The 17567-nt window shown below is 65.1% G+C and carries 14 protein-coding genes; 6 read left to right on the top strand and 8 right to left on the bottom strand.

Features of this window, described 5'->3' with window-relative positions:
- The first annotated feature begins 57 nt into the window (after positions 1 to 57).
- The 6 genes from J2W14_RS00950 to J2W14_RS00925 all read left to right on the top strand — a co-directional run bounded on the left by J2W14_RS00950 (position 58) and on the right by J2W14_RS00925 (position 7262).
- Complete coding sequence (locus J2W14_RS00950) at positions 58 to 882, top strand: ABC transporter permease (RefSeq protein WP_370871176.1); 825 nt, start codon at positions 58 to 60, stop codon at positions 880 to 882.
- 28 nt (positions 883 to 910) lie between these two features.
- On the top strand, positions 911 to 2236 hold the full coding sequence (locus tag J2W14_RS00945) for a sensor histidine kinase (RefSeq protein WP_307457062.1): 1326 nt from the start codon (positions 911 to 913) through the stop codon (positions 2234 to 2236).
- Between the two features lie 14 nt (positions 2237 to 2250).
- Positions 2251 to 2991: a response regulator gene (locus J2W14_RS00940; protein WP_307457059.1), complete on the top strand. Its 741-nt coding sequence runs from the start codon at positions 2251 to 2253 to the stop codon at positions 2989 to 2991.
- A 258-nt stretch (positions 2992 to 3249) separates the two neighbouring features.
- Complete coding sequence (locus J2W14_RS00935) at positions 3250 to 4692, top strand: amino acid permease (protein WP_307457055.1); 1443 nt, start codon at positions 3250 to 3252, stop codon at positions 4690 to 4692.
- A 314-nt stretch (positions 4693 to 5006) separates the two neighbouring features.
- Complete coding sequence (locus tag J2W14_RS00930) at positions 5007 to 5912, top strand: intradiol ring-cleavage dioxygenase (protein ID WP_307457052.1); 906 nt, start codon at positions 5007 to 5009, stop codon at positions 5910 to 5912.
- Between the two features lie 39 nt (positions 5913 to 5951).
- A complete protein-coding gene (locus tag J2W14_RS00925; RefSeq protein WP_307457049.1) occupies positions 5952 to 7262 on the top strand; it encodes a M18 family aminopeptidase in 1311 nt (436 codons plus the stop codon).
- A 243-nt stretch (positions 7263 to 7505) separates the two neighbouring features.
- Here the strand turns inward: J2W14_RS00925 and J2W14_RS00920 are convergent, their stop codons facing one another.
- From J2W14_RS00920 to J2W14_RS00885, 8 genes are all read right to left on the bottom strand, one after another.
- Positions 7506 to 9497: an O-antigen ligase family protein gene (locus J2W14_RS00920; RefSeq protein ID WP_307457046.1), complete on the bottom strand. Its 1992-nt coding sequence runs from the start codon at positions 9495 to 9497 to the stop codon at positions 7506 to 7508.
- Positions 9481 to 10317, bottom strand: coding sequence for a hypothetical protein (locus J2W14_RS00915; RefSeq protein ID WP_307457043.1), 837 nt, complete (start codon positions 10315 to 10317; stop codon positions 9481 to 9483). Before J2W14_RS00915 ends, J2W14_RS00920 begins: the two co-directional genes overlap by 17 nt.
- An 18-nt stretch (positions 10318 to 10335) precedes the next feature.
- Positions 10336 to 11214 (bottom strand): glycosyltransferase, encoded by an 879-nt coding sequence (locus J2W14_RS00910; RefSeq protein WP_307457041.1) that lies wholly within the window; start codon positions 11212 to 11214, stop codon positions 10336 to 10338.
- Positions 11211 to 12452: a hypothetical protein gene (locus J2W14_RS00905; protein WP_307457037.1), complete on the bottom strand. Its 1242-nt coding sequence runs from the start codon at positions 12450 to 12452 to the stop codon at positions 11211 to 11213. Before J2W14_RS00905 ends, J2W14_RS00910 begins: the two co-directional genes overlap by 4 nt.
- A gap of 35 nt (positions 12453 to 12487) precedes the next feature.
- Positions 12488 to 13639, bottom strand: coding sequence for a glycosyltransferase family protein (locus J2W14_RS00900; RefSeq protein ID WP_307457035.1), 1152 nt, complete (start codon positions 13637 to 13639; stop codon positions 12488 to 12490).
- Positions 13636 to 14901 carry a glycosyltransferase family 4 protein gene (locus J2W14_RS00895; RefSeq protein ID WP_307457031.1) on the bottom strand — a complete coding sequence of 422 codons (1266 nt, stop codon included), beginning with the start codon at positions 14899 to 14901 and terminating at the stop codon, positions 13636 to 13638. Before J2W14_RS00895 ends, J2W14_RS00900 begins: the two co-directional genes overlap by 4 nt.
- A complete protein-coding gene (locus J2W14_RS00890) occupies positions 14898 to 16355 on the bottom strand; it encodes an oligosaccharide flippase family protein (RefSeq protein ID WP_307457029.1) in 1458 nt (485 codons plus the stop codon). The genes J2W14_RS00895 and J2W14_RS00890 overlap by 4 nt, the downstream gene beginning before the upstream one ends.
- A gap of 485 nt (positions 16356 to 16840) precedes the next feature.
- Complete coding sequence (locus tag J2W14_RS00885; RefSeq protein WP_307457027.1) at positions 16841 to 17524, bottom strand: DUF1345 domain-containing protein; 684 nt, start codon at positions 17522 to 17524, stop codon at positions 16841 to 16843.
- Between the last annotated feature and the right edge of the window lie 43 nt (positions 17525 to 17567).

Genomic DNA, 17567 nt, shown 5'->3' with positions numbered 1-17567 from the left:
CTCGACCCCTCCCGCCGCGGCGCACATGCCGGCACCGGTGGCGCCCCGGCCGGCGGGATGTCCGGCACCAGCACCGGCCCGGGCCCCAGTTTTTTTCGGGTGCTGAACTCCGAATTCATTAAGTTCCGCACGCTCCTGTCCACCCTGATCCTGCTGGGCTGCACCGTCCTGGTCGTGGTGGGCTTCGGTGCCCTCTCCGCCTGGGGAACGGGACAGTTCGCCGAGGCCGCGGCCACTGATCCGCAAGCGGCCGCTGCCTTCGCCGCCCAGGGCGGGGACCTCGCCGTCGGCGTCCCCACGTCCGGCATCGCGTTCGCCCAGCTGATTCTCGGTTCGCTCGGGGTGCTGCTGATGAGCTCCGAGTTCACTACAGGCATGGCCCGCTCCACGTTCGCGGCGGTCCCCAAGCGGATCCCCGCCTACGCCGCCAAGCTGCTTGTGGTCATGGTGACGGCGTTCGTCCTCACCGCGGCCTCCGTGTACCTGGCCGGCCTGATGGCGCTGCCGATTCTGGACAACTACAACCTCAACCTGGACCTCGCCAGCCCGCAGTCGGTGAAGATGCTGCTCGTCAACAGCCTCTACGTCGCCGCCGTCGCCGCCATCGGCATGGCACTGGGCTCGCTGATCCGCAATTCCGCCGGCGGCATCATGAGCCTTGTCGGGTTGTTCTTCGTGGCACCGATCGCCTTCCAGCTGATCCCGGGCGACTTCTTCGTCGAGGCCCGCAAGTACCTGCCGGGCAACACGGTCGAACCCATGACAGCCGTGCAACACGTCCCGGACACACTGGAGGCCTGGCAGGCCGCGATGGTGCTGGGCGCCTGGGTCGTCATCCCGGTGGTCCTGGCCGCCGTTTTGCTGAAGAAGCGGGACGTCTAGGCTCCCGCCCGCCGTCTAGGCTCAGAGCATGATCGATGCAGTTCCTGTGAAGGACGCGCCAGCCGGCCAGGCTGACGCGTCCTTCGCTGAAATCACCGCCCGACGCCGGGGGCGCATCCGGCGCTACCTGTTCCAGCACCCGCGGGCCATGGATGCCGTGGTCGTGGCCTGCTACTTGCTGCTGGTGACCCCCGCCGCGGTGGAAGCGGTGCGCGACGGCGTGTGGCCGGTCGTCGTGCTGCTCGTGCTGGCCGCGGCCGCGCTGGTGTTCCGGCGGAGCCATCCGGTACACGTGGTGGCCGTCGTGGCGGTGCTGGAGCTGGGTGTGGCCCTGCTCCACCCCTGGGGTTCCAGCGTCTCCGCCGGGCTGTGGTTTGCGCTCTACGCCGTGGCGGAGGCGCGCAGCCGCCGGTTCGCCCTGGCCTGCCTGGTGGCGGCGACAGCACCGCTGGTGTTCCTGTACTTCCTGCTGGCAGTTGGTCCGCTGGACGGCCGGCTGCCGGACATGGGCGTGAACACGCCGGAGAACTTCCAGCTGATCACCAGCATCGCCGCGGCCGTCAGCATCACCCTCTCCAACGTCATCGCCACCGGCCTCGGCGTCTCGGTCCGGCAGCGGCGCGAGCACGAGCACGAGATTGCCGCCTGGGCCGCGAGGGCCGCTCGCCTCGGGTCGGTCACCGAACGCAACCGCATCGCGCGCGAAATGCATGACGTCGTGGCGCATTCGCTCACGGTGATGGTCAGCCTGGCGGACGGGGCCGCCGTCGTGGTCAAAAAGAACCCCGCGCGGGCGGCGGAGGTCCTCGGGGAACTCTCCCGCACCGGCCGCACCGCCCTGGCGGACATGCGGCGCGTCCTGGGCGTGTTGCGCGACGACGCGGGCCCGGGGCAGGCTCCGCGCGAACCGCTCGCGGGCGGGGACAGCCTGGGCAAACTTCTGGAGGGCTTCCGCACTGCGGGGCTCCCGCTGCACTACACGCACACCGGCCCCTCGCTGCCGGACGACGCCGCGTTCCAGCTGACGGTGTACCGGATCGTGCAGGAGTCCCTGACGAATGTGCTGCGCTACGGCCGATCGCTGGGGCGGGTGGACGTGGCCATTGCCCGGACCGGCCCTACGGTCAGCATCGACGTCGTCGACGACGGCAAGGGCACCGTCGACTCCGGCGGCTCGGCAGCGGCGGCCCGGCAATCCCGCGGATCCGTGGGGACGGGCCGGGGCCTCGCCGGAATGCTGGAGCGGGCGCGTATCTACGCGGGGACCGTGGAGGCAGGGCCGATCGCGGATCACGGCTGGCGTGTGCACGCCGTGCTGCACTGGAACGGCGACAACGGAAGTAAGGGCACATGAGTCAAGGGGAACCGATGAGCGAGACCGCACCGATCCGCATCCTGCTGGTGGATGACCAGCCGCTCCTGAGGATGGGCTTCCGCCTGATCCTGGAGGGCGAGGACGATCTGGGGATTGTCGGCGAGGCCTTCGACGGCGCCGAAGCGATCCGTCAGGTCCGCGAACTCGCGCCCGACGTGGTGCTGATGGATGTGCGGATGCCGGTGCTGGACGGGATCGAGGCCACGCGGGCCATCACCAAAGCCGGGGCCAACGCGAGGATCATCATCCTCACCACCTTCGACCTGGATGAATACGCGTTCGCCGGGCTCCAGGCCGGCGCCTCGGCCTTCCTGCTCAAGGACGTGGCGCCCGCCGAGCTGATTAGTGCCGTCCGGGTTGTGGCGAGCGGTGACGCGGTGGTGGCGCCGCGCATCACCCGAAGGCTGCTCGAAACGTATGTCCGGGGCAACGGAAATGGCCCGGCCGACGGCGGCGCCCCCGGCCAGGAGGCGTCCGGCGGGGCACCCGCCGGGGTCCGGCCAGCCCGGGATCCGCTGCTGGAGGACCTCACCCCGCGCGAAACCGAGATGCTCGGGGCGATGGCCGAGGGGCTGTCCAATGCCGAGATTGCGCACCGGTACTTCCTCTCCGAAGCCACGGTCAAGACCCACGTGCGCCGGATCCTCACCAAGCTCCATCTGCGCGACCGGGTCCAGGCCGTGGTGTACGCCTACGAGACCGGGCTCGTGGTGCCCAGCAACCCGGACTACTGAGCCCGGCCACGGGCTGGCCGGGCTCAGTAGTCCGAAGCAGTGGTTTCAGGCACATTGCCGAATTGCCCGTGAGGCAACTTCTCTTGCTCTATGGGCCTCTTTGCTGGAGTTGTGCCCTCATTGGTCCTCCGTCATTTGTGGGATTGCACAGAACAGGCGCTTCCCCGCCCGGTCTAGGGTGAAACGTCAATGTGGTCCGCCGCACAAGTCTTCACGGTTTATCCGCGGACCCGAACAATCCACGAAGGACGGCGCTTCATGCAGGCTGACCAGCAGCTCTCGAAATCCCTGAAACCCAGGCATCTGTCCATGATCGCCATCGCCGGGGTGATCGGTGCCGGCCTGTTTGTCGGCTCGGGCGCGGCGATCCAGCAAGCCGGTCCGGGCATCCTGGTCGCCTACACGGCGGCGGGACTCGTGGTCATCCTGGTCATGCGGATGCTCGGCGAAATGGCGGCAGCCAATCCGGAGACCGGATCCTTCTCGACGTATGCCGACAAGGCCCTGGGCCGGTGGGCAGGATTCAGCATCGGCTGGCTGTACGCCTGGTTCTGGATCATTGTGCTCGGCATCGAGGCCACGGCCGGTGCGGCGATCATGCACCGCTGGGTGCCCGGAATCGACCAGTGGATCTGGGCACTGCTGCTGATGGTGGTCCTGACCCTGACCAACCTGAGCTCGGTGAAGTCCTTTGGCGAGTTCGAGTTCTGGTTCGCTTCGATCAAGGTGGCGGCGATCGTGCTGTTCCTGCTCTTCGGCGCCGCGGCCATCCTGGGCCTCATCCCGGGCGTCCCGGCCCCCGGGGTGAGCAACCTGCTGGAAAACGGCGGCTTTATGCCCAACGGCCCCGGCGCCGTGCTAGCCGGCATCCTCGTGGTCGTTTTCTCCTTCTTTGGCGCTGAGATCGCCACCATCGCCGCCGGAGAATCCGAAAACCCCGTCGACGCGGTCAAGAAAGCCGTGAAGTCCACCGTCTGGCGCATCCTCGTGTTCTACATCGGCTCCATTGCCATCGTGGTCACGCTGCTGCCCTGGAACTCCGCCTCCGTGGCCAAGAGCCCTTACGTTGCCGTGATCGAGCTGTACGGCATCCCCGGCGCCGGCACCATCATGGACATCGTGGTGCTCACCTCCGTGTTGTCCTGCCTCAACTCCGGCCTGTACACCGCCAGCCGGATGCTGTTCTCGCTGTCCCGCCGCGGCGACGCGCCGCGGTCCTGGATGCGGATCTCCAAGCGCGGCGTTCCCGCCGCCGCCGTCCTTGCCTCCACCGTGGTCGGCTTCATCACCGTCGGCCTGAACTACATCGCCCCGGACACCGTGTTCCTGTTCCTGGTCAACACCTCAGGCGCCATCGCCCTGTTTGTCTGGCTCGTGATCGCCGGCTCGCAGCTGATCCTGCGCCGCCGGATGGGCGCCGCGGCCAAGGACCTCCAGTTGAAGATGTGGCTGTTCCCCTACCTGACCTGGGTCGCCATCATCAGCATCGTCGCCCTGCTGATCGGCATGGTGGTCCTGGAGTCCACCCGCGAATCACTGCTGCTCTCCCTGGCCCTCGCCGCCGTCGTGGTCGGGATCGGCGTCTGGCGCTACCGTAAAAACGGCGGGAAGCCCGCGGCAATCGGCGACGATGGTGCCACGGATACCGGGACCGTGACGGCCGCCGAAGAAGCCACCGTGGGTGCCGGCCCGGCGTCCTAACTCCCGCCCCGGCCCCGGGTCCTCCAGCACCACGGGACATGCCCTCCCCTCCCGCGCTGCAGTGGACATAATGGCATTGTGTCCACTCGGCGCGGCCGGGGGAGGGCATGTCCGGCGGGCCAGGTGGGACATGTCCAGACTTTGGCCGGCGGGGAGGGCATGTCCGGCGGGCGCCGGTGGCACATGTCCAGTCCTAGGCGCCCGGGCGGTGCATGCCCCGCGCCCAGTCCGCGCCGGGGCGCTCCGTCGCAGGCCACAGCGGCTTCACAGGGAGGACCTAGCCAGGGCATAGTGCCCCGGGGTTCGATGGATGCATGAACTTTTCCCCGCAGCCATCGCATGAGCCGCACCCCGACCACGACCGCGGCCTGGAGTTCGACCTTTCCACCCTGATGAGCCGCCGGTCGCTGGGCATGTTCCTCGGTGCCGGCACGGCCGCCGCCCTGGCAGCCTGCACGCCGGGGGGATCCTCCACGGACGCCGCCTCCGCCACGGCCTCAGCGGGGTCGACGGCGGCAACCACCGGAACCGCCGCGGCCACCGGCACGCCCTCATCCGCCTCGCCCACCCTGACCCGCGCCATCGCCGAATGCGGCGTCGAAATCCCGGCGGAAACCGCCGGTCCCTATCCCGGCGACGGCTCCAACGGGCCCAACGTCCTGGCTACCTCGGGCGTGGTCCGGCAGGACATCACCACCAGCTTCGGCACCTCCAGCACCCGGGCCGACGGCGTGCCGCTCACCGTCACGCTGACCCTGCTCGACAACGCCAACGGCTGCGTGCCGCTGGCCGGGGCCGCCGTCTACGCCTGGCACTGCGACAAGGACGGCAAGTACTCCATGTACGACGCCGGACTCAAGAACGAGAACTACCTCCGAGGCGTCCAGGAGGCAGACGCCAACGGCCAGGTCACCTTCCAGACCATCTTCCCGGGTGCCTACAGCGGCCGCTGGCCACACATCCACTTCGAAATCTTCGAGTCCATGGACAACGCGACGGCGGCCGGGCAGGTCCTCGCGGTGTCCCAGATCGCGCTGACCGACGCCGCCTGCAAGGAGGTCTACGCCTCGGCCGGCTACGAATCCAGCGCCCGGAACTTCCCCCGGACCACGCTGACGTCGGACAACGTGTTCGGCGACGACGGCGGCATCTACCAGCTCGCCACGATGTCCGGGTCGGTGTCCGGCGGGTACACGGCCGGTCTCAACGTCACCGTGTAGGAGCTCTCCGGCCGACGGCACGGCGCTAGACTCGGAGCCATGCCTTCAGAGTCCAACGCCGCAGCCCACATCCAGGACCTCGGCGCGTACGTCACCGCGTCGCCGTCGAGCTTCCATGCCGTGCACGAGGCCGCCCGCCGGTTGGACGGGGCGGGATTCACCGCCCTCGACGAGCTGCTGCCCTGGGACGGGCCCGCAGGGACCGGGAAGTTCTACATGGTCCGCGACGGGGCGATCATCGCCTGGGTGACGCCGGAAACGGCCGGTCCCACCACCGGCTTCAACATCCTGGGCGCCCACACCGATTCGCCGTCGTTCAAGCTCAAGCCCAAGCCCACGACGGGCAAGTTCGGTTGGCTGCAGGCCGGCGTCGAGGTCTATGGAGGTCCGCTGCTCAACTCCTGGCTGGACCGCGAACTGCAGCTCGCAGGGCGCCTGGTGATGCGGGACGGGACCCAGCACCTCACCGCCACCGGGCCGCTGCTGCGGTTCCCGCAGCTGGCCATCCACCTGGACCGCGCCGTGAACGAGGGGCTGGCCCTGGACAAGCAGCAGCACATGAATCCGGTCTACGGGCTCGGCGACCCGGCCGGCGAAGACCTGCTGGGCCTGCTGGCGGACCGGGTTGCCGGTGCGGACGTGGACGCCGCCCTGATCGGCGGCTACGACGTCGTCATCGCCGACACCCAGCCCCCGGCCGTGTTCGGCGCGAAGGGCGAATTCTTCGCCTCCGGCCGGCTGGACAACCTGTCGGCGACCCACGCCGGGCTCACCGCACTGATTGCGCACGCCGCCGCGCCGCTTCCGGCCGGGACGCCGATTGCCGTGCTCGCCGCGTTCGACCACGAGGAGATCGGCTCAGCCTCCCGTTCCGGCGCGAGCGGGCCTATCCTCGAGGACGTGCTGGTGCGCATTTCCGACGGCCTGGGCGCCTCAGCGAGCCAGCGGCGGCAGGCCTTCGCGGCGTCGTTCTGTGTGTCCGCCGACGCCGGCCACGCCGTCCACCCCAACTACGCCGAACGGCACGACCCGGCCAACCGGCCGGCCCTGAACGGCGGCCCGCTGCTGAAGATCAACGCCAACCAGCGCTACGCCACGGACGCCACCGGCGCCGCCCTCTGGGCGCGGTTGTGCTCGGACGCCGGCATCCCGTATCAGGAGTTCGTCTCGAACAACGTGATGCCCTGCGGCTCCACGATCGGTCCCCTGACCGCCACCCGCCTGGGCATCCGGACGGTCGACGTCGGTGTGCCCCTTCTCTCGATGCACTCCGCACGTGAGCTGTGCGGAGTCGACGATCCGCACCGTCTTACGAGGGTGACGGAGATGTTCTTCCGGACGGCTGTATAGATCGTCGGGGACACAGCGTAGGGCGTGCGGCCCACCGCAAAACGTCCGGCGGAGGCGCCTCGCGGCCCGTCCCGATCTCATCTACGGCAGCCTGGGATCCCATTGGCTGCTCCGTTCCTATCATCGGCCGAGCTTCAGGTGCCCTCCCAGCGGGCATGTTTTCGGGATCCTGGCGCCCTTGCCGTTACGGCTGCGGGTCATTCGAGAATCTCAAGGGGACTTGGTTCAGCGATGTTCTGTCAGTCACCCTCTTATTTGCCGCCGCCGTGCAGTGTCTCGAAAGACCCTGTGGGCGGCAGCAGCGCCCGCACCAAGACCTACGGCGAGCACGACCAGGGCCATTGCAGCCGCGGCGGGACTGGACGCGTGATAGCTCACTGCCGTTGCTGAGGGTGAGCGTTCGGTGGTGATGTGCGCACTCCGGGACACCCCCAGGGTGTCCTGCTCCTGAGCGGCGGCGGCTTCGAGTTTCCCAGCCAGTCCCGCCACTATTTTTTCCGCCGTGACAGGGTCGTCCGCCACGGCTTCGACCTTTACCACGGCCTTATTGAACGAAGGTTCCCACTGCGAACCGGCATTGGGAAGGTAAACCGAGTAGCCCTCCCGGACCCCGGTTGTGTACAGACTTGCACCATTTGTCTTTAGCTGCGGCTCGCTGCTCCTGGCAATGGCCCGGCGCTCAATCACGGCAGCGAACTGGACGATATCCTCGGAATCCAACCGAAGGGGGTTTCCAGCCGCTGCCCCCGGAGGCGGCAGGAAAACCACGTCCTGCTTGGCCGAGTAGACTCCTTTGCTTTGGCTGGCGGCTACGATGAGTGGTGCCATCAGCAGCAACACAATTGGGGCAACCGCCCACTGCGTGATGTCCACCCCGCGGCTGGAAGACCGCAACCTGGGACGGTCCGGTGGAGACATCGATTGCTTATCCCGCAGGCGCCAGTAAGCGCCACACACTCCCGTCAGAAGGAAAAGGCAGCCCGCTGCCTGTGGAAACGAAAGGGCGTCGAAGAATCCGGTAAGTGATGTTCCTGCCGCGACGCCGGCGGCCAGCCCTGGACCGAGATGAACAAAGAGTTGGTCGCTGTAGCGCTTTCGCGCGATGAGGGCAACCACGAACGCGGTGACAGGAACGGCGATGAAAGCAGCCAGGCCCACCGCCCCGGTGTCAAGCAGGCTAACGAGAAACTGGTTGTCAAGAATCCGGTACTCGGGCAGGAAGGTACCCAGGCCCCTGCCGAAGACGGGGTTCATCTGCCAGAAGATCCAGACGACATCGTAGCTGTCAGTTCTCGATTTCAAGCTGGCGTCTTCGCCGCCGAAAAGGCCCAAAAGGGTGCCCATCATCCCTGGTATCACTGCCCCCACCATCACCAGCAGGCTCAACGCTGCGATACCCGCCCTGCGCCGGACCTGCGGGGACCAGAATGGAAAGAGTACGGCCACAGCCACAAACAAACCGATGATTGCCGAACGGGACACGGAAAGCATGAGAGTGATGGCCATGGCGGCGACTGGGAACCAGCGCAGGAACACATGCCTCCCCCGGTCATGCAGTGCAAGGCTGATAGCAACAGGGAAAAGCATGGACAACACAAAGGCGCACTCAAGCGGATTTCGGGCAGTGGCGGACGGGCGGTTGAAGCCTCCGCGCTCCTGAAGGGCGCCGAAATCACTGACGGACAAGCCCGGGATGGTCAGGTTGGCAACAAATGATTGACCGGTAAAAAACTGCAGGATGCCCAGGGCCGCGTACATGCCGCCCAGAAGGCAGCACCAGTGGAGGAACCGGATCAACCGCTCCCTGGTGGGGATGCCGTCACTGGCCAAAAGCAAGACACTCGCGAAGGCGGCGGTCCGCACCAGTCCGAGGTTCAGCGCATTCGACTCCGTCGGCGTCATCGCCCGGAGGGCGCCGGCCGCGTAGCTCGCCATTATGCACCCCAGCAAGATGAACATCGCGATCCGCACAGGCTGGATGCGGTCGGCGGGCATCCTGGCAGTGCGTTGCAAGTGGTACCAGCCCCACCACGGAAGAAAGACCAGGGCAAACAGTGCTGCGGGTGCTCCCGCCCCGCCCAACGCTTCAATGGCCCGGTTTGACGGCACCACCAGGAGGATTAGGAAATAGATGATCAGGACGTTGACGGCGTCCCATCCCGTCCGATCCCGTTCGGGACCGTGGGCATCGACGGTGAAGAGCTTTGAGCTCCGCGGGTCAGCGTGTCTGCGCATGGGTGCGTTCAGGTACGCGGCTCCGGGGTGCGGTGTCGGCGTCTCGCCCCGGATCTTCGGATGCCGCTTCGTGGGACGGGGCAAGTCCCGGATCCGTATGCCGGCGGGCCCGCCGGAAAGCGGACCGGTTCGTATTTTTCTCTGCGGAAGCATCGCTCCCAGAGTCTTCGGGCCCTTTACCGTTTCGGGACTGCGCCCCTGATCGACCTGTTCCCTTGCCTGCCCGTCGACGAAGGAGGATCTTGTCCAGTTGCCCGGTCAGCAGCAGTGTTCCGGCGACGCCTCCTGCGGCGAGGGCCAGTACGGTCCTGGTCCTGATACTACTATCGATTATTGCTTCCTCGTCCGAGGACAACGGCATCGAGGTAATTTTGGAATTCTCGGTGAGATTCAGAGAGTCCTGCAGGCTGTTGAGGTTCTGCGGTACGGCAGCCAGGACGTCAGTAAGGGCCCCCAGCGTCTCACCAGCCGTGGCCCCGGTGACGGTGACCAGGACGATGGGCCCGTTCGTCGACGGGTCGCGGTTGGTGGAGTACTGGACGGCGTCGTATTTGCCCACGATATCGCGCTGCGCCACATCGGAGTTCAGCTTTGCGGTAAGGATCCCCAGCGCCTGTTCCAGGCCTCCCATGTAAAGGAATGGGTTGTCGCCGGAAATGACAGCAGTCGCCGGCGGCACCAAGGCAACACTGCCGGTGGCCTCGTACTTCACCGGCGCCTGGAAGTAGACGACGAAAGCCAGAGAGACGGTCAGGAGCGCTCCGAGCACAACCAAATACCATCTCCGCTGCAGGCTGGCGTATAAATCACGCAGGTACATATGTAGCTCCTTTAACCGTCAACGGCTGGACAAGTTACGGGTCTTTGCATTCAAGGAATTCTTCAGCCGGTCCAATCCTGATTTTCCGAAGGTCCCGAGAATGGCTCCCTTGGCAAGGGACCGTGTCCTGTCCCGGCTCCACCTGCTAGGCCGGGCAAGGGCCAACTCATAGAACAACTGCAGCCCTGTGGGGTCCTTCACCCCGGCCAACAGCTGCCCGAAAGTCTTCGGCGCTGCACTGGCGGGTATCCGGGTCCCATGGACGCGATTGCTCACGTTCGTTCCATGGACCACCTGAAGCCAGCCTGCCGCGCCGCCAATTTCCTGCACCGGCATGGATGTTCCCAGACGGGTGTGCCAATCAGCCCAGCAGGTCACTGGAGAGTCCCAGGTTTCCATGACTGAGCAGAATGCGTTGGTGCTGTCCCTGTTCATGTACAGGGCATCGCCGCTGAGTACCAAGCCGTTGACGAAGTACACGGCTGCTCGGGCCAACCCGGCCGGAGTCTTCTGCAGCCGTTCGATGAAGTCTGCGGCAAGTGCATCATCGTTGTCCAAGTTGGTAGTAATAAGGATCTGGCGGGTGGCGCCGGTCACTGCCCTGATATCGGCAATCCTTTCCGAACCAGAAATCTGCGACCGGTAAACAGGTGTGAAGAGCCCGCCGGCGCTGAGTTCAGCGAGCCTGGACTTGAGCCATGCGGGACTTTCCGGATCGAGGTATATGATCCAGCGGAAATCAGCGTTGGTCTGGGACCGGACGGATGGCAGACAGAAAGCTTCGAACAGCGCCATCCGTTCACGGAGCCAGCCCTCCTTGGCGCGGATCCGGCTTTCCAAGCCGGCTGACGGCACGTTGAACCTGGTGAGGATTACATGGTCCATCGTGTGGTTCATAGCTTCACCTTGTAGACGTGGTAGGCGGATTCATGGGCGAAGGAATCGGCGAACCGCCCGCTGCCGTCAACGGGAAGGGAGCGTCCCTCGAAAAGGACCTCAACGCTGTCCGCCTTTATGTCCGGCGGAAGAGCGAAGACCCGGTTTCCTGGTACGGACTCCCCTGTGGCCATCGCGAAAATGTAGGCGGAGCCCTCGTATGACTTCAGCATGGTGTCCAGGCCGACGCCGAGCGAATAGTCATAAGACTGGGTGTTGAGTACCGGTGCCAGCTCATGAATTCGGGAGTTGACGTTCTTCATGGCCTCGACCTGCGGGGCCCCACAGTAATCGGTTGTCACTTGGGCCAGCCGCAGTACGCTCCCGCCGCCGCACGGGCCGGAAAGGCTTTGATTGAAGTAGACGATGCCGCGGGCTTCGTTGATGATGGAACTCATCACCGCGCCCTCCAGCTGTGCCGGGCTGATGTTGGAGACGAAAGGGCCCTCGCCGGGACCCCCGTTGAGGTTTTCGACGAACTGCCACAGCGGCTGGAGTTTCCCGTCCGCAGCGTCCTGCTGGCGCAAGGCCTTCATCGTCTTCCCGTAGCTGGACGCAGTCCGGCAGGTTGCCTCGTCTACAGGAATTATGTGGGCGTTCTGGTACGGCTTGATGCTGCAGTACGGGATGGTGTACCAGTACATGTCCACGGAGACGGTATCGGTGTAGTCGTTCACAAATGCCTGGGCATCGGCGGCTGGCATGTAATGACTGATGACCATCTGCGTGAAATTGGCGTACTTAAAGAGACCAGCGGGTACTGCGTCGGAGAGGGCCTGCAGATGCTTCCGGCCTTCCTCCGGGGTGAACCGGCCATCGACCTCGTCGTCCAGGAACGCACCCACCCAGTTGGTCCCGGCCGGGGTGAATGATTCATTGAGTTTCCCCCCGATCCAATAGACGCTGTTGCGCTCAAAAATTGAGTAGGGAGTGCTGCTGTCCATGCCCATATAGGTGTTGATTCCATGGTCTTTGTCGAAGCGCACTTCCTCGTCGCTGCTGATGCCGTTGTACCAGATGGCCACCGGGAAAAACCCGGGATCGTCCCAACCGGCGGCGTCTGCATTGGCGAAGGCCTTCCAGTAATCGGGGCCGCCTTCCCAAGGAATCCTGGGCAGATCCAGCCCCGTGCTGGTACCGGCAGCCGGAGCTGCCTCTGCAACGGGGGTGCAGGCAGCACAGAACAGTCCGATAATCATCAGTAAAGCTGCAGCCGCGCTGCGGACGGGATGTATCATCTTTTTTCACTTCCTTCAATGATGGACATCAGTTGGCGGGCCCGTTCGTGCCAGGAATGTCCTGCCGCGAACGTCCTGCGTTCAGCCTCGGCCGCGGTGGTCGGTTCGCTGGCCAACTGCTGCTGGACCTGTCGGACAAAGTTTTCCGCCGAATCGCAGATCGTCACCAGATCTGTATCCAGCCAGCGGACGGCGGGCAGGTCGGTGGCCACTACCGGCAGGCCGGCGGCCAGATAATCGAGGGTCTTGAGGGGAAAGGACGCCCGGTTGAACGCATTGTCCCGGTATGGCGTCAGGCCGACTCGAGCGGTAGCCAGGTGCTTCCTGGTTTCCGCGAGCGGGAGCCGACCCAACCATGCGATATTGTCCGAGGCCAGGAAGGTGTCCAGGCGGCAGCGTGTTTCCGGGTCACGTTCGGTCCGCGGTCCGATGACCAGGATCGGAACATGCGCTTCGTCCAATGCCGCCAGCAGGTCCATGTCCAGTCGTTCATTCAGCTGCCCGATAAGTACCGCCGTGGGCGTCCGGTTCGGTGCCGGCTCCTGGAGGGCGGTGATGGCGCAACCGTTGGGAAGCACCGCGGTGGCCCGCTGGCCCGCGGGCATCCGGGAATCAACGAGGGCAGCCAACGCTGGTGAAACTGCTGCGGTGTACAGGGCGGTAGCCACGTTGGCCCGCAGGGTCTTTTCTACAAGCCCAGACGCCACTCCCATCATGGTCGCGCCCGCTGCCCAGTCATCTGTCACGTACAGCAAATTGGGACCGGCCAGCCCGGACGGGAAGCGTGAGATCGGCGAGGACAGCAACGTGGCCTTGGCCTCCACGCCGAGCCAGGCAAGACCGGTCCGGATGTCAGCGGACAACAGTCGGCTGGTCAAGGGTGCCACGAGCCGACGGGTAAATCCGGGCAACGACAGGGACCGCAGCCGGGTGATGCCGTCAGCTACCTCTGAAAGTTCTAGGCGGCCATGTGGGCGGCCATGTGGAAGGTAAGGTGACCGCAAGGCGTGATGGAACGGCAGGGGCGGATCGACCCAAAGTACGGGAACCGATCCCGCCACGGCCAAGGCAAGCTGATGGTCAGTGCCGCTGACGTTTTCCCAGCGGCTTCCCGGAATGAACACCAGAACACCGCTTTTGTCGCTCATCCGCGCACTCCTTTAGGCGCCTGCTGCACTACGGCCTGGCGCCTGCCGGGCCGTGATGCGTTAAAGTCGTCTTCGGCGGCGGAGCCGAGCAATTGCCGGGTACGTTGGACCACCTGGTGGGCGGCAAACCGGCCCGCAGCTCCAAAATTGTTTAGAACCTGCACGGCCGCCGGCTCCTGCAGGGCCCGGCCGTAGAAGGCCTCCTGCCGTTCGGCCGCCCGTGACAGTGAGAAGCGCCCGGTTACGGTGGCGAGGCCGAAAGCGGATAACTCCCGGCGGCGGTCCGGGTTCCCGTAGACCTCCACCAGTAGTCCTGCGAGCCTTCCCCCTCCAGTCTGTGCTCCGGGACCGGTGCCAAACCAGCCCTGCTGCAGAAAATGCGGTAGCGATTCCGGAGTCAGCAGCTCCCAGAATCCCTGTTCACCCTGAACCACGAGCGGTTTGGCGAAAGCCATGGCCCTCAAGGCCGAACCGCCCATGCCGAGGACAAGATCCGCGGCGGCGTAAGCCGCGCGGGGATCGTCGAGTTGACCTGCCAAGACAACAACCCTGCGTCCAGTCCGGCGGTTTACTTCGTTGGCGGCCGCCTCGACGATGTTGCGGGCGGGGCCGCTACCGGCGATGAGCAGTTGGACGGGAATCTGATTGGCAACCCTGCCAACTGCCTCGATGGCGGACAGCAGGCCCTCCAGTTTTAGCTCAACCGCAAGGCGAGTGACTGTTGAAACAATAAAGGACGAGCTTCCCAGCCCCCACTGGCGCCGGAACGTTTCGACCCCTAGCTCCATGCTTGGGTTGTTCGCTGCCAAGTCAACCGGCGGCTCCAGCAGTTCGGTGCGGGTTCTGCCGAATTTCTGCTCTGTCACCAGAATGCTGGCGGTTCCCACCATCAGGGGAAGGTGCTTGGGGATGAAAGGGGCCACTGCCATGGACATGACAGTGGAAACGGCCACGGCGGGTGTTTTCCTGGCGGCCAGCGCGCATTCGAGCGTGGGCGGCCATTCATAGCCGTGGAGGACATCGAAACCACGTGAACTGATCAACTGTTTCAAGGCCCTGACGATTGCCGGAGTGGGGCGGTGCGAGGGCCGGGGTGATTCAATGAACTCAAGTCCCAGCCCCACGATCCGGGCATTGAGCGCGCCCTTTCTGCCGAAAATGACAACTTCGTGGCCTCGTTGCTGCACTGCAGCCGCTATCTCGATGGCGTTAATCTGGCTGCCGCCGATTTCGAGGTCGTGGGGGAAAACCAAAATTTTCACGGGGCCACCCCTGCGGTTTGGGGAGTGTTCCCGATGGTGCGCAGGAGGCCCAGCGAGGTCCGGCGCAGGTAGAGCAGGCCCAGGGTGAGGGCCCCTGTGACCAGACCTGAAGTAGTCATGACCAGAAGCGGGCTCGGTTGGACCGTTGCCATCAGCCAAGCGAAAGCACCGGCGGCGAGTCCGGCGGTGGCTGGAAGCCAGATGCTCCCGGCCATCGGCGCGAGGTTGACGCCTGCTTTGTGCAGTTGTCGAAGATAGCAGGGGAGGACGACGAGGACCGTGACCAACGCCTGCGCAGCTGCGAGGCCGGCCAGCCCAAACAGGATGGCCCCGGAGATCAGCGCGGGGATAAGAACTAGCAGGCTCCCGGCTTGGATCATGAAGACCGTGCCCGATCTTCCTAAGACCACAAGGAAGTCGTATGCGAGGTCGCATATGATCTTCGCAAAGGCGGCTACTACCAACCAGGACAGTACCGGGGCCGCGGGAATCCACGCTGTCCCGTAGATCAGGCTGATCAATGGTTCGGAGCTGGCGGCAAGGAAGAGCATTGGCGGCACTGCGGCACAAAGGAGGACGGTGAAGATGGCGCCCAGCGTGCCATTGAGTCCGGACGGGTCGTGTTGGAGGGCAGAGAACGCTGATGGTGCCACGCGGCGTAAGGGCTGCGCCAGGATGCTCACCGGCCAGCTGGAGAGGTTGAAGGCCAGCACGTAGAAGCCCAGTCCGGTTGTTCCGAGCAGGATTCCTGCGGTGAGCTGGTCAGCGTAACCGATGGCGAAGAAGATGATGCTGGTGCCAGCCAGCGGCAGGCCGAACCTGATGAGCGGCATCAGGTAGTTTCGGTCCAATCCGAACCGGTACGGTAAGGGTGAAGCCCGCAAAAACATGAAGGCTGCCAGCAGGCCGCCGACAATCCGGCCCAAGGCCAGCGCCATGGCCCCGAGTCCGGCAATGGCCAGAGCCAGGGAAACTGCCGCGCCAACCCAAACATTGACCTGGTCGATGCTCATCCTCGTCTTCTCGCGGAAGTTGCGCTGCAGCAGGGCTGCCGGCGACGCTACGACGCCGTTGATGAAGACACTGATGATCAGGATGCGGATGACGTTGGTAGCCTCGGGGTCCCCGACGGCGGAGGTGAAGACCGGCGCCGCCAGTACCGCCGCCGCGCAGAACACGGCGCTCCCAACGACGGAGATGGTGTTCACTGTGGGAACGATTTTTGCCGGATCCCCCGGCCATCTGACAATGGCGAGGGACACGCCCAGCTCATTGAAGCTCAGTACTGCCATGAGTGCCACGAGTGCCACCGCGAACGTTCCGAATGACTCGGGCCCCAGGAAACGGGCCAGAAGGATTCCGATGCCCAAGGTGCCCACGCGGGACAGCGCTGTATTCAGTACGCTCCAGCCGAAGGCTCCGGAAGCCCCTTGGCGCCCCTGCGTATCTGTCATCGCTGACTCATCGCCGTGCTAACTGCCAAGGGGGCGGGAAAGTTGCCGCTCCCGCGGCGTCCCGTGACCGTCATCGCAGATTCCCTGGGGCTCCAAATCAGAGCATGAATGCGAGCAAGTTCCTTGTTGCGGCCGAACAAAATCATGGGTGTCCCCATTCCATCCCCAAAGAGACCATTCAGCGCGAGTCCAAGTCTTCAGCTAGAAAACATGGACCCCCGACTGACATATTTCACTGCCGCACGCCAACTTCTTTTGAAAAGACGAAGGCCCTGGTGGCTCGCGCTTGGGGCGAGACCCTGACCAAATGGCTGTGCTTTTGCAAATATAGGCCGGGGTTCTGCCGGGGCCTAGGCCGCATGGATAGTCGAGTAGGGCATTGACTGAAGTCGAGTAGTTTTCGTGTCCAGTACTCGTTTTGGTCCCGGAAGGCCGCCAAGGACCAGAACACGATGCGTGCGGCAGGAGCTGTCAGGCCCTTGATTTCAGAAGGCCAGGCTGATCACGAGGCTGATAGTCGTGGCCAGGATGACGGTGCCAAAGAGGTAGGACAACAGGCTGTGCTTGAGCGCTTCCGCCCGGATGCCGTGGCTCTGCAGGGCAGTGTCGGAGACCTGGTACGTCATGCCGAGGCTGGTGGCGAGGTAGGCGAAGTCGGTGTACTGCGGCGGCCGTTCCTGGTTGAAGTCGATGCCGCCCACCGCCGTCCCGGCCTTCCCGCCGGTGCCGTAGTACAGCTCGGCGTAGCGCAGCGTGAACAGCGTCTGCACCAGCATCCAGGACAGGGCCACCGACGCCAGCGCCAGGAGCCCGCCACCAAAGCGGGACCCGCCGCCGCTGGCATGGGAATCGACGACGACGGCGGCCACCGCGCCGAGGCTGGCGACGTTGGCCGCCAGGATCAGCAGGTCGGTGATGCTGCGGGACGGATCCTCCACAGTGGCATGCGCCCGGGTCTCGGCCGGGCTGAAGCGGCCGACAGCCGCCCATACCCAGACGACGTAGGTTAACGAGGCGGTCCCCCAGCCGACGGCCGGGGCCGCGACCCAGTACCCGCCCAAGGCGGTCGCCGCGGCCGCGAGCACACCGGCGAGGAGCATGACCGCCAGGCGAAGCCGGCTGCGGCGGACCGGCCGCGCGTTGCCGCGGATCGGGGAACCCTTGTTCATTCCCCGATCTTGGCACAGGGTTGTCCACATGGAGCCCGGCGGC

The sequence above is a fragment of the Pseudarthrobacter oxydans genome (assembly GCF_030812335.1).
Lineage (GTDB): Bacteria > Actinomycetota > Actinomycetes > Actinomycetales > Micrococcaceae > Arthrobacter > Arthrobacter oxydans_B.
Note: the sequence above shows the minus strand (reverse complement) of the source record. Positions and strands in the feature narration are given on the sequence as shown.